We start from the raw sequence: 11,693 nt of genomic DNA, 5'->3' as shown, positions 1-11,693 counted from the left end.
CTTCGAGATTGACCACAATATGGCGTGGAGCGTCGATGATTTGCGAACCGATATGCTCACTTTCTTCGCTTGTCTGATCATGAAATGACATAGAGCGGCGCCAGGGAGTGCCCTACAGTCATCGCAAAGGGCCTTGATCCAGGTGCCGTGTTGGTCGCCGTGGAAGCGGGCGCGTCCGGGCTCACCACAGGCTTCGCAGGTCTTCTCCCCTTCGAGTTCCGCGGCTTCGGCGAGGCGGCCGGCGGTGTCGGCCCAGGTGTCGTCGAACTCGCCGTCGTCGCACCGGTCCGTGTCGTTCTCCTCGCCAGTGCCTTTTTCGAAAACTCGGCCCCTTCAGCCCCTTCGACCCCTCGTGGGTCTCAGGCGGCAGGCCCGTGACCAGGTGGTTGCCCGGTTCGGTCCTGCCGCGCAAGCGGTGTAGCCCGGTGGTGCTGGAGACCATCGCCCACCGGGCTACGCCCGAAGGATCAGCTTTCGTCGTCGTCCGAGATCGTCACCAGGGAGTGCGGCGCGGTCTTGAGTGCGCAGTCCCAAGTGGCGAGAATCAAGGTGAGGTGGCGTGGACCGTCGGCTAAGAAGTGCCGTCGACCAGCGGCGTCCGGGCCTGCTCGAGCACGGCCCTCGGGAGTTCGGTGCCGTACCGGCGGGTTTCGTTGAGGAGCTTCGTCAGGCCGGCGGGGGCGTGGTGCCAGTGGTCGGCCAGGCTCACTCGCGTACTGATGTCGTCCATGAGTTGGGAGATGACCCAGGCGGCTTCCGTGGGCCGGTCCCCTCCGCCGGGGCCCCACCACAGGTGGTCGCCTGGCGTACACGGCCCGGGATGGATCCGGCCGTCCGTGGTCTGCACCCACACGGTGTCTTCCAGGATCACGGACTCGAGCTGGGCGCCTTGGTCCTCTAGCTGCAGGGGGGCCAGGAAGACCCAAGTGCCGTCGCGGGAGGATCCCTTGCGGACGATGGGAATGCCGGTGGTGCGGTCGGTGTAGAAGGTCACGTCGTGGGCGTCGCCGGCGAGGACGGCGTGCACGGCGGTAGGTGTGCACGCTGCGAGGTGCTGCCCCCATCGGTGGGCGGCGGGGCCTCGCAGGCGCACTTCGGTGCGTGGGCCGTACGGCAGGAGATCGGCGGCGTAGTGCATTCCGATCTCTATGGGTTCGTAGGCTTCGAAGAGCTGGCTGGAAGCGATTGTGCGCCAGCCTGCAGCGAGCAGATCACGGTCATCGGTGCGGGGCAGGGGGTAGCCCTCGGTGCGGTGTCGGGCCGCAATGAGGAGCGGGTCGCCGTGGGGGTGCCCACCGTGTTCGGCGAAGATGCGAATCTCGCTGTCGAGGCTGTCGATGTCGTGATTGCGCAGGGAGTTGGCCAGGTCCACAAGTGCCGTCTTGGCGGCGTCATCAGGCCATCGGACGGTGGCTGCCTGCCGCAGGGTGGTCTCCTTCTCGTCGGGCAGGACTTCGGCGAGGGTGACGGGTGCGCCCGGCGACCACTGGCTGATCACGTCGGAGCGTCGCAGCGCACGGGGCCACCAGGGCAGCGGCTGGCCGACGAGCCGGGTCACAAGGCCCCACTGGGTCTCGTACTCCAGGAACGGCTGCGCGGTGTCGGCCGCGATCAAGGCCGGTCCCGAGAATCCGATATCACCGAACAGGGCGCATACGGTGATCACGCCTTGGGCTCCGACGTCCTCGGCCAGTTCTTCGGCCATAGCGCAGGCTGCGCCATGGCGAGTGGTGTGGACGATGCGCACGATGCCGAGGTCGGTGTCCCAGTCCATGGCCGGGCCCTGCGAGGTGGGCTGGAATCCGAGCCACTTGCCGGGCGCGACGGACCGCGTGTCCAGGGCAGGATCAAGCAGCACGGCTCCTCGCTCACGAAACCGGCTTGAGCGGGCGGCCCAGATGTAGACCGAGCCGCCGTCCCACGTCACGGGGGGCTCCTTGCCGAGTGCCTGGTCGAACAGGCTGTGATGATCCCGGGACCCTTCAGGGAAGTCTTCGTCTTCCTCCAGCAGTCGGTCCAGCTCGCCTTTGTCCAGGTGGAGGAGCTTCTCCACCTCGTGCCTGCGCAGGTACGCCATGTTCCGCCCGACCAAGTCTCCCTCTCCTTAGTGCAGTTGCTCCTCGCTGGCACGCGTACGCCGGCCGTGTCCGCCACCGGACCTCGATGGGCCGCATCCATGAAATGCCGCGACCGCTAGCTGCTACCAGCGACATTGCGTCAATTTTCCTCCTGGCGGGCCCTGTTGAGCATGTTGGCTCCTACGATGCTGCCCTGGTCCAGGGGTTGCGCACGGGGCGTAAGGTGTCAGCCCCCTACGGTTTCCCGTCGCTGTCGGGCCGCGGGATGCATTCGCTGCTCAGAGGAAGGCATGGATGCCGAGCGGAATCTGGCACCTGGAGCCCCGGCGGATCCGGCCCTGGTACACGCGTGCCGTGACGGCGTCAACTGAGCACCCAGAGATCCGGGCGTATCTGGACCTGGACCGGCCCCAGATCACGGACGAGCACTTGCGGCATGCCTTCGACCAGCCCCGGATCATCTCCGAAGTGCTGCGGGCCGATCCCTCCTACTCCGATCTGCGCCGCAGAGCGGCTCGCGTCGACTCCTTGCGTCAAAGCCTCATCGAGTCCCGGGAGCGATGCCGCACCACGCCCTTCTTGTCGCTCGTGTTCTTGGTGGCGCTTGTCTACTGGCTGGCGGATGCAATGGTCGGGATGCCCTGGTGGGTGGGTATCACGGTCCTTATCTGGCCTCTGGGCTACTGCGGCGTCAAAGAGTTCAGAAACGCGGATAACCGGAACAACTTTGTCAACCAAATACAGACCGCCCTATACGGCGTGCTGTGGGCCGCATGCGCGGCCGACGCCGAGGTACGCCTGGGCTGGTGGGCGCTCGTCAGGCTGAAGAAGACAATGGATCCGATCATGCGGCGTGAGATGACGGCGCTGCTCGGACCTGATCACGAGTCACTGCTGGTGGCCCGCAGCCATGACGGGCTCATCGACGCCGGCAACTCCCGGTACTGGACATCGACGCAGGTCGAGGCCACGCTGCAGCGCAAGCTCGATCAGATGAGCGGTGGGGCGATCGCGATCTGCGGGCCACGGGGCGTCGGCAAGAGCACCCTGCTGAAGAAGGCATGCCAGGGCCGACTTGGTCCTTTTCCCGAACCGCATTTCCACACCATCATCCAGACGCCGGCCAACTACCGCCCCGAGGAGTTCCTGCTCTCCCTGTTCCAGTCGGTGTGCCGGGACTACCTCGCACTGTACGGCCGCCGTCCGCGTACCCCGTTTCTGTTTCGCTCGCGGGCCCGCGCAGCACACCGCCCCCGGCGCCTGTACTACTCGGCCCGCCGGTGGGCCCAGCTCCTGGCAGGGCTCGGCCTGGTCGTCCTGGCGATCCAGAGGGAAGTCCGCGATCTCGTTGATGCCGTCTACCAGTCCGCTCGCCCCGCCGCCGCGGGATGGGCGGTGGGTCTGTGGGAGTGGACGCTGACCGCATGGCAGGAGCATCCCGTGACCTCCCGTCTGGTGCTGCTCGTGGTGGGGGCGCTGCTGCTGTGGTGGGCAGATCCGAGAAGCTGGCTCACCGGGCGGCCGGTGCGGCGCCTGGTGCACGACTGCCACAACTACCTGAATCTGCTGCAGCACATCCAGTCTGTCGGCACGTCAACCTCGCTCGGCGCGTCGGCCCGCGCGCTCACCCTGGGATTCGGCCGTACCAGTGGCAGCAGTTCCCGCACCTTCACCTACCCGGAGCTGGTGTGGGAGTTCCGGAGTCTGCTGTCCCGCATCAGCGCCATCGAGCGCCAGGACAACTGGAAGGTCTTCGTCGGCATTGACGAGCTCGACCGGCTGGGCTCGAGCGAGCAGGCACGCGCGTTCCTCGCCGAGATCAAGGCCATCTTCGACGTACCGCGCGTGTACTTCGTGCTGTCGGTGTCCGAGGACATCGGGTCGGCCTTCATCCGCCGCGGACTGCCCACCCGCGACGTCACCGACAGTTCCCTGGAGGACGTCCTGGTCATCGAGGCGCGCACCCTGGAGGAGTCCAGAGAGCTGCTGCAGATACGGGTCCCGGGATTCACCGACCCCTTCGTCGCACTTGTCCACGCGCTGTCCGGCGGGCTCCCACGCGACCTCATCCGTTACACCCGCAAGGTGACAGAGACCCACCGGCGTACCCGGCGGCCCGGACTGGCGGCCCTGGCCCGTGAAGTGCTGTGGGAGGAAGCCGCACAAGCTCTGGCCGGATTTCGCGCGCTACTGGCCCGCCACGACGATTCCGCCGCCACCGCGCGGATCGTGCACGACCTGCACACCTTGATCACCCTGATCCGCGAGGCCGACTCCAGTCGGGCCAACCCCGAACTCGAGCAGCGCGTCCTGCATCTGGCGCACGCCGTACACCCTCCCCACGCTGAAGCCACCGACCCCGTCGGCGAATCTGGCCAGCGCTGGGAGGAGTTCTCCTGCTACCTCTACTTCATCGGCACCCTGCTCGAAGTGTTTGCGCGACCTAACTTCGCGGCCCGCAAAGCGGCCTACACCGGCCCCGACAAGCCACCCGGCGACCTGCAGCGACTGGCCGAGGCGCGCCTGGAGATGACCGTGTCCCCGCACAGCGCCCGAAAGATCCTGGAACAGTTCCGCGTGCACTGGGCCCTGCGTCCCGCCGCCCTGCCGCGGATCGTGCCGCAGCCCGGACCGGACGCGGAGCAAAGGCGAGCCGTCGTACGCGACCGTTCCTGACATCTGCCGCCCGGTGCCTCACCACTGGCACCTGGCCGGTCCCGAAGGCTCCAAGGCAAGTGCGGGCCTCCGGGGCATAGGGTGGACGAGTCGTCTCCGTGGTGACAATCGCGGTCCATTCGTCAATCGCGATGACGTCGGGGAATGCGTGATCAGTAGGCGCGGTGCGCGCCGGTGCTGCGTCATCGTGGCCAATCTGCAGAGTGAGGCCGCAGCGTGTGCCGGGGAGTTCGGGTTCAGGCCGGGTTGTCGGGGTGCTGGCTGATCCAGGCCAGGCCGATGGGGTCCAGGTGGTGGCGGGCCCGGGTGACGGCGACGTACGCCAGGCGGGCTTCTGCCTCATCGATGGGCCGGGGAACGGGCTGGCCCTGGGCGTCGACCTCGTCGGTGTCGGCGGGCGGCGTGAAGTCGGCTGCGATGCGCACCCGGGCCCATTCCCGGCCCTTGGCCTTGTGGGCGGTGGAGACGGTGACCTCGGCCGTGCCTTCGGGAACGAGTCGGTCGACGGCCTGCAGGATGGCCTCGGGGCCGTGTTCGTCGACGAGGTTGGCGAAGGGTTGCAGGTCGCTGCCGGCGGGGTCGTGCTCGGCGTAGTCGCGCAGCGCCGTCCAGGAGGTGAACAGCACAAGTTCGGGGTGGTGGGCGCGACGTCCCTGGATGAGGTCGCGGGCGGCCCATGCCAGGGCGCGCAGGGAGTCACCCCCGCCGACCAGCGCCGTGGCGATGCCGGCGGCGATGAGTGCGAGAACCTCGGTCATCGCGCCGATGTTGGTCCGGCACAGGACCGCATCCGGGCGCCCGGCTCGGGATCCGATTGTGGTCGGAATGTCGGGTGTCCCGGTCAGTCGGATGGGAGCGTTGCTGAGGGTGAGCCACCGGTTGGCCTCGCTGGCGAGCGCGGGGCCGAAGCGGAAGGAGCGGGTGAGCGTGAGGTGCTGGCCGGTGAACCGCGTCATCACATCCCGGGCGCCGCGCCATCCGTAGATGGCCTGTGCCGAGTCACCGACCATGACGATCTGAGTGCGCTCCTGCTGGGCCAGGACGATCTGCTCGAGGACAGGGTTGGTGTCCTGGGCCTCGTCCAGCAGGAGGAAGTCGCCGTGCAGGACCGGCTCGGTCAGGGCCCACATCTTCAGGTAGTGGTCGTGCTCGAAACGGACCGCGCCGCCGTAGGGGTCCTGCAGATCGGCCCATGCCTTCTCCGCGTAGGGCAGGATCAGGTCGGCCAGTTCCGCATGGTCCTCGTCGTCCAGGCCCCGAAGGCGCGGAACGTGATGGTGGGCCAGTTGCATGTCGGCCGACTGACAAAAGCGGGTCACTGTCCGCAGCGTGGCGTTGGACAGCGTCGCCGGCATCAGCCCCGCCCGGCCGATGTCGGCCGGGGCGTTAAGGCCCAGGTCCTGCCCGATCCGCCACCCGGGCCGCCGAGGAGCGTTCAGGCGGCCGCGGAAGCGGTGGCCGAGCGCGGCGTAGGCCAGCGAGTGGGCCGTCTTGCACTGGACCACAGAGGGAAAGCGGGCGGCGGCATCCAGGGCGATGGCCCGGTTGAAAGCGAGGTAGCGCCCACGCCGCAGCGGCATCTGTTCCGTGAGGAAGACGAGCGTGGATGTCTTGCCTGTGCCTGCGCCGGCCTGGATGGCGAGATGGCCGCCGCTGCGGAACGCCTCCAGGGCGGCGGTCTGTTCGTCGGTCGGGGAAAAGGGCATGGAACAGATCTCTCCGGAAGCTCGAAGCCCACGCCACAGACATGTGGGCGCAGGGAAAGGGCGCACCCTCGGCAGGTGCCGGAGTCAAAAAGTGCCAACGCATCCGCGCGTGTCTTACGTACGCGCCGTCCGGTCCGCCCGATGCAGTGACAAGACGGCGACAGGAATCCGAATTCAGGACTTATGTACGAGAGCGCCATCACGTTCGGGTGGCCGACGTGCGACTGTGCTCAGGCGTCGGACATTGGAGGTTCGTGCCCCGCGCACAGCGGATTCAGGAGCTCACCCAGCGGGATGGAGAAGGCGTGGGCGAGAGCGTGCCACGTGGCCAGCGTGCCGATCGTTCGGCCCTGCTCGATCTCGATCAGAGTCCGGCGGGACAGACCGCTGTGCGCGGCGAGCTCGTCGTAGCTCCACCTGCGCTGCGCACGCAGCCGAGCGAGGGAGAGCCTGAGTGCCGTCGGGTCGGGCTCCGGCGGCGGGATGATCGTCACGGATCCATCCGGCGGTGCAGAACCCTGCCCTGGCAGTGCAGACCTCTGCCCTATTTGTGTCGATGCGGACCGGCTCCGGCAGGGCAGAGGTCTGCACTACGGTGTCCGCGCCCGGAGCCGCCCGGACGCAGGGTCGGCGGCTGACTCCTCACGGCTTGGAGGGACCGATGTCCATGGCTCTGTCCGCACGCGCCTGGACCGTCACGATCAACAGTTCGGCGGGGCGGCCCATGCTGACGTGCAGTGCCTGCCCGCAGCCGTTCGTGGCCATGGGCGCTGATGGGGTCGTGCAGGTCCGCCGGCACCTTGCGGGCCACCTCGTCGAGTCCCGGCTGCCGACGTACCTGCGTACGTGCCAGTGCCGGGAAAGGGTCTGTGTGTGGCACGGGCGCCGGGGCCCCTGTTCCGGCCCGCTGCGGCTCTTGCTGATCCGGGCGGACCGTGGCCTCACCTGGCACCTCGCGGATGCCTGCGCTGCGTGCGCCGCCGCGATCCCCTACGCTGCCACCGTCCCCGAACCCCCGCAGGACGCGGCCGTCCGCCATGTGCGGGCGCCCGAAGGCGAGGCGGTTGTTGACCTCACGTGTGAGCCCGTCGAGTGGGTGGAGGCGCTGTGAGACGGATATCTCGCCGAGGTACCGGATCTGAGATGGGCCCGCTTCAGCCAACGACGGAGAACGCTTCGCCTGCCGAGGAATCTGTCTGTCGTGCCCCTGCGGGGACAGGGCGACTATTCGGAGGGCTCCAGGACCTGGTCCATCACCCGTAGGAGGGCCTGCGTGAGCAGGAGCGCGGGCAGGATGAACTCGCTGCGGTAGGTGTCGTGCGAGGCATGATGGCAGCTGAGGTGCCGGTTGAGGGTCTCCTGGGTGTGACGCCGCCCTGGAAGGTGTCGGTCAGGCCCCGCAGGGCCAGGTAGTGGTTGAACTGAGCAAGGTCAGGTCGCGGGGGTTGGCCGGGCCGCTCGTCGCGCCGGCCAGGGTCCGGTGGTGTCTGGTGCCCGGGGCGCCCTGGTATTCGACGGAGGGGAACGTGCGCCGGATCCAGGCGTTGGCGTGGTTCTTCATCGTCGTCTCGAGGATGTTCGCGATCAGCGCCTGGGCCGCCTCCGTATGCCCGGCCCGGACCGCATCTGCGGCCTTGCCCAGGAGATCCGCCAGTTCGACCAGGGCTGGGTACGTGACGAGCGCGAGGCTGTCGCTGACGTCGTCGAGTACCTCGTCCTGCCGCTTGAGCAGCAGCAATTCGCGGGCTTCACGGCTGTCGAGTCTGATGAGTTCCTCGACGATCTCCTGGCGGGTGCCCAGGCGAGTGAGATCCCGTCCTCCTCGCTGATGTCGAGGACGTGGTGCCAGTCGAGCCGGAGCCCTTGGAGGTTGTCGGGAAGGTAGCCGGAGGCGATGTCCTTCAAGCGGCCGAGCAGGGCGGCGGAGGGCGCGATGCTCTTCTGGATCTCGTCGATGCGCCGGTGCCAGTCGCGCATCCCCGCGACCTCGACGGTGAACGCCGACGAGAGCTGCGGCAGGTCGAAGACCGGCTGCATCCTCCGGAACGCGGCCGTTGCGGCAGCGTGTTGTTCGAGCACGGGGGCGAACGATGTGCGGAGGCGGCGTTCGAGGTCGGTGACCGGGGCCATGGCGGCCATGCGCGGTGCGAGTTGGCGGCTCACGCTCGCAGCGAGTTCCGATGCGCGGCGGGAGAACTCGCGCAGTTCGTCGTCTCTGAGGTCCGCCAAGAACGTCTCGTCGCGGTCGTGCTCGTCGAAGTCCCCTTCTTCCGGGGTGGGTCCACTTGCGATGACGTCCAGGTTCCTTGACCGTCGATCGGATGGTTCACGTTCGGATGGTGCTGCTGTGTGCCTCAGGCCCAGGGAAGATGTACGGACTGGGGAACGAAGTCGATCGCAGTCGGCAGGCCGCGGTCCTCGACCATCAGTGCGGCACCCTCCACAGCCATGGGAAAACCGCGATAGCCCCTGCCTTGCCCATCGGGCCGACGCGGCGGCCGCTCGGTGACGACCCGGACGCTCCAGGTCCCCGCGATGCTGGTGAGCTTGGTGCCGTCACCCAGGCATTGGCGTGCCTTGCCGTCCCCGTTGAACCGCACGGTCACATCTCCCTCCTCGATCTGCGCCAGCTGCCGACTGGGGAACGGAGTGGAGCGGATGACCGCGTCGAGCAGGGCTTGCTGGAAGCCTTCGCCCGCCGTGATCTCCTCGGCGTCCGCGAACTTCTGCGGGTAGCCCAGCGCGTCCATCGCGGCCAGCACGGTCGGCAGGACGAGAAGCCGACCTGCCTCGGTGTCCTCGTTGACGAGCTCCGGTGCAAGTCCCGCGGCCTTGCCAGGCCCGCGGAAGTCCTTGTCCTGGTACACGAAGATCACCGGCAGCGGCCGGCTGGACGCATCCGACTCCGGCGACCGGCAGGCCCGTGCGGCGGTCAGCCAGATGACAGCGTCCCTGGCCCTTGTGCCGTTGTTGCAGGGCGGCCGTTGATCGGCCTCCATCTCCAACGCGACCACCGCATCCTCGGGTGCCGTGGCCAGCACCTGGAACGTGTCACGGACATCGTCCTCGAACTCGGCGATCGCCTCCTTGATTTTCAGGGCGCGGAGCCGGTCCGGGAAGTTGACCGCGGACATGCGCTTGCCCGGCGACAGCAGCCGGTTGACCTCGCGCTTGGACTTAACGAAGGCGGCCAGGGCCCCCTCCAACTCCTCCCGGCGCTGCCGGACGACCTCACGGATCACGGTGTCGGTCGTGGCGAAGGTGTGCCCGGCCCGCTCAGCGACGGCGGAGAACAGCCGCAGTGCGGGGCTGTGGGGCAGTACGAATCTCAGCTGATTACTGTCAAGGACGATCACCAGACGCAGAGTAGCGGTCAGCCGGGAGAGGGTGGACGAATTTTCCGTGCGCCCGAAGCCACCGGCCCGTTGGTAGTCAGCGGTTCATGTAGGGGCGGTTGTCGTAGGCGTCGAGCTCGGCCCAAGCCACCTTCGCCCGGCCTTCAAGGAGCTGGATGGTCTCTTCGACCGAGCGCCCGGTCGACGCCGCCGTGCGGTGAACGACGGCGCCCGTGAAGTAGGCGAGAGCGATGATGAAATCCATCGAGGCAGAGAAGCCGTACTTCTCGTCGATCTCGAAGAGCACTTCGTCCATGCCGGGCTTGGACTCCGGCTGGAAGATCGGCCGGAGCATAGCGCCAGCCCCCACTGGCCCGCCCTGGCGAAGGCCCTGGGCCCGGTGCTGGACGCCTTCACCACCGGCCGGACCGCGACGGTCGCCGAGATCTCCACCCGTGTCCTGCTGGACCTGCTCGGCTGGAAGGACCAGATCCTCACCAGCAGCCAACTCCCGTCCCGGCCGGGCCGATCCGTCCGGCTCGCGGATCTCTCCGCCGCGACCGGCGCCCGCGCGTATCTGTGCGGGACCGGCGGCATGACCTATCTCGATCCCGCACCCTTCGCCGCCCGGAACATCGCCGTGGCGCCGTTCCGTCCGCCGTTAATCAATATCTGCTCCTCCGGCCGCCAGCTCAGTGCCCTGTGGGCCCTTGCGGCTCTCGGCCCAGATGCCGTGGCCGACCGGCTCCAGGCCCTTGCCGCCGTCCACACCGTCCTGCAGCCCGCCGCCTGACGCAGCCGTCTCCCTCCTCGAGGAGGGGGATGTACCACTGAACGTCCCCAGTCGCGTACGACTCCGTCCTGCACCATCGCGTACGGGATGCACCTAGGTCACATGCCCTCTTGGCTCCGGGCCGGGATCCAAGGCAGGCCCGCACGCGGGTGCGGCGCCCAGGAGAACAGGCAGCCAGAGATTCCGCTTAGGGCTGTACGCGGAGTCGCAGAGCCGTGTCGGCCTCCCGCGCGGTGGCCGCCAGCCCGGCGGCTGACGCGACGACGCTCTCGCTCATGTGATGAACGCCACATCACCTCCGGCGCGTCCGAAGCGGCTGCTGGGCGTGGTGCAGGGTGGCCCGATGTGGAACCGTGCACCCCTCCTCACCAGGGCTTCGGCTGCTTTGCCCCGTCCGTGACTGTGGCGGAGCCCTGCCGGAGTGCCCTCCGTTGGGCGACGAGCGGCTGGCACGAATCGCCAGGGAAGGCTCCTCTCGCACTGAGCTCCTGCCGGGTGGGCAGCCGACACTCCGGCGTCTGCTCACGGCCGCAGGCGCCAGGAGAGCATCAAGGAGAGTCCCTCCGAATGCCCGCGCCTCGGGGCCTTGGGCCGCACCTCGCCCAGTGGGACACTCCACCGCGGAACAGGCCAGCCGCACCTGGGATCAATCTCGTTGGGAATTCCGACGCCCAACTCTGCGCGTTCGTGTCTCGCCGTGCCGGCCCGCGCAACCGCGCATTCCTGTGTGGTGTTTCGAGGGCATGGCCGTCGGCTTCGGGGGCGTCCCCGTTCGTTTCGGGAGCACACTGCCGGGCTTCGAGGCCAGCCGGTCTCGCGGGGCAGGTCTCGGTCTCGCGGACGCAGGTCTCGGTCTCGCCTAGGTCTCGCGGGAGGTCTCGGCGTTCAACGACACAGGTCTCGTCTTCATCGCGACAAGATTGGCGTTCAGCGACACGGGGCCTGTGTTCAACGGCTGCTGTCGCGACACGACGGTGCCGTCCGTGTCGCCGACGCCACGGACGGCGACATCCGTGGCGACGGCGACGCACTGTCCGCGGACATCCGCGCGGAAGGATCCGGATGTCCGCCCGGATACCCCGGATGTCCGCCCGGATACCCCGGA

At 68.1% G+C, this 11,693-nt stretch carries 11 protein-coding genes; 4 read left to right on the top strand and 7 right to left on the bottom strand.

The window, feature by feature from the left end; genetic code table 11:
- Window positions 1-571: 571 nt before the first annotated feature.
- Window positions 572-2,077 carry a hypothetical protein gene (locus ACIQNG_RS22175; protein ID WP_401487188.1) on the bottom strand — a complete coding sequence of 502 codons (1,506 nt, stop codon included), beginning with the start codon at window positions 2,075-2,077 and terminating at the stop codon, window positions 572-574.
- Between the two features lie 295 nt (window positions 2,078-2,372).
- On the opposite strand from ACIQNG_RS22175, the gene ACIQNG_RS22170 reads away from it, so the two are divergent.
- Window positions 2,373-4,754, top strand: a complete 2,382-nt coding sequence (locus tag ACIQNG_RS22170) for a hypothetical protein (RefSeq protein WP_401487186.1) — start codon at window positions 2,373-2,375, stop codon at window positions 4,752-4,754.
- A gap of 236 nt (window positions 4,755-4,990) precedes the next feature.
- On the opposite strand, the gene ACIQNG_RS22165 is transcribed toward ACIQNG_RS22170, so the two are convergent.
- Both ACIQNG_RS22165 and ACIQNG_RS22160 read right to left on the bottom strand, forming a co-directional pair.
- Complete coding sequence (locus tag ACIQNG_RS22165; protein WP_401487184.1) at window positions 4,991-6,460, bottom strand: UvrD-helicase domain-containing protein; 1,470 nt, start codon at window positions 6,458-6,460, stop codon at window positions 4,991-4,993.
- A 230-nt stretch (window positions 6,461-6,690) separates the two neighbouring features.
- A complete protein-coding gene (locus ACIQNG_RS22160; protein ID WP_391002450.1) occupies window positions 6,691-6,954 on the bottom strand; it encodes a helix-turn-helix domain-containing protein in 264 nt (87 codons plus the stop codon).
- A gap of 173 nt (window positions 6,955-7,127) precedes the next feature.
- On the opposite strand from ACIQNG_RS22160, the gene ACIQNG_RS22155 reads away from it, so the two are divergent.
- Window positions 7,128-7,571, top strand: coding sequence for a hypothetical protein (locus tag ACIQNG_RS22155; protein ID WP_401487182.1), 444 nt, complete (start codon window positions 7,128-7,130; stop codon window positions 7,569-7,571).
- 279 nt (window positions 7,572-7,850) lie between these two features.
- On the opposite strand, the gene ACIQNG_RS22150 is transcribed toward ACIQNG_RS22155, so the two are convergent.
- On the bottom strand, window positions 7,851-8,198 hold the full coding sequence (locus ACIQNG_RS22150; RefSeq protein ID WP_401487180.1) for a hypothetical protein: 348 nt from the start codon (window positions 8,196-8,198) through the stop codon (window positions 7,851-7,853).
- A 101-nt stretch (window positions 8,199-8,299) separates the two neighbouring features.
- Here ACIQNG_RS22150 and ACIQNG_RS22145 point away from each other — a divergent pair, with 101 nt between their 5' ends.
- Window positions 8,300-8,770: a hypothetical protein gene (locus ACIQNG_RS22145; protein WP_401487178.1), complete on the top strand. Its 471-nt coding sequence runs from the start codon at window positions 8,300-8,302 to the stop codon at window positions 8,768-8,770.
- Window positions 8,771-8,814: 44 nt separating this feature from the next.
- Here ACIQNG_RS22145 and ACIQNG_RS22140 read toward each other — a convergent pair whose 3' ends face one another.
- Window positions 8,815-9,816 carry a PIN domain-containing protein gene (locus ACIQNG_RS22140; RefSeq protein WP_401487176.1) on the bottom strand — a complete coding sequence of 334 codons (1,002 nt, stop codon included), beginning with the start codon at window positions 9,814-9,816 and terminating at the stop codon, window positions 8,815-8,817.
- 76 nt (window positions 9,817-9,892) lie between these two features.
- Window positions 9,893-10,150, bottom strand: a complete 258-nt coding sequence (locus tag ACIQNG_RS22135; protein ID WP_401487511.1) for a hypothetical protein — start codon at window positions 10,148-10,150, stop codon at window positions 9,893-9,895.
- Between ACIQNG_RS22135 and ACIQNG_RS22130 the strand changes: the two genes are divergently transcribed.
- Window positions 10,055-10,588 (top strand): WbqC family protein, encoded by a 534-nt coding sequence (locus tag ACIQNG_RS22130; protein WP_401487478.1) that lies wholly within the window; start codon window positions 10,055-10,057, stop codon window positions 10,586-10,588. The genes ACIQNG_RS22135 and ACIQNG_RS22130 overlap by 96 nt on opposite strands.
- Window positions 10,589-11,447: 859 nt before the next feature.
- On the opposite strand, the gene ACIQNG_RS22125 is transcribed toward ACIQNG_RS22130, so the two are convergent.
- The coding region (locus ACIQNG_RS22125; RefSeq protein ID WP_401487174.1) for a hypothetical protein at window positions 11,448-11,693 on the bottom strand (246 nt) is incomplete at its 5' end.

Source organism: Streptomyces sp. NPDC091377 (assembly GCF_044757045.1).
Taxonomy (GTDB): domain Bacteria; phylum Actinomycetota; class Actinomycetes; order Streptomycetales; family Streptomycetaceae; genus Streptomyces.
Note: the sequence above shows the minus strand (reverse complement) of the source record. Positions and strands in the feature narration are given on the sequence as shown.

Coding starts and splice junctions, on each gene's coding strand:
- ACIQNG_RS22175 (WP_401487188.1), bottom strand. CDS start 2,077: ATGGCGTACCTGCGCAGGCACGAGGTGGAGAAGCTCCTCCACCTGGAC.
- ACIQNG_RS22170 (WP_401487186.1), top strand. CDS start 2,373: ATGCCGAGCGGAATCTGGCACCTGGAGCCCCGGCGGATCCGGCCCTGG.
- ACIQNG_RS22165 (WP_401487184.1), bottom strand. CDS start 6,460: ATGCCCTTTTCCCCGACCGACGAACAGACCGCCGCCCTGGAGGCGTTC.
- ACIQNG_RS22155 (WP_401487182.1), top strand. CDS start 7,128: ATGGCTCTGTCCGCACGCGCCTGGACCGTCACGATCAACAGTTCGGCG.
- ACIQNG_RS22135 (WP_401487511.1), bottom strand. CDS start 10,150: ATGCTCCGGCCGATCTTCCAGCCGGAGTCCAAGCCCGGCATGGACGAA.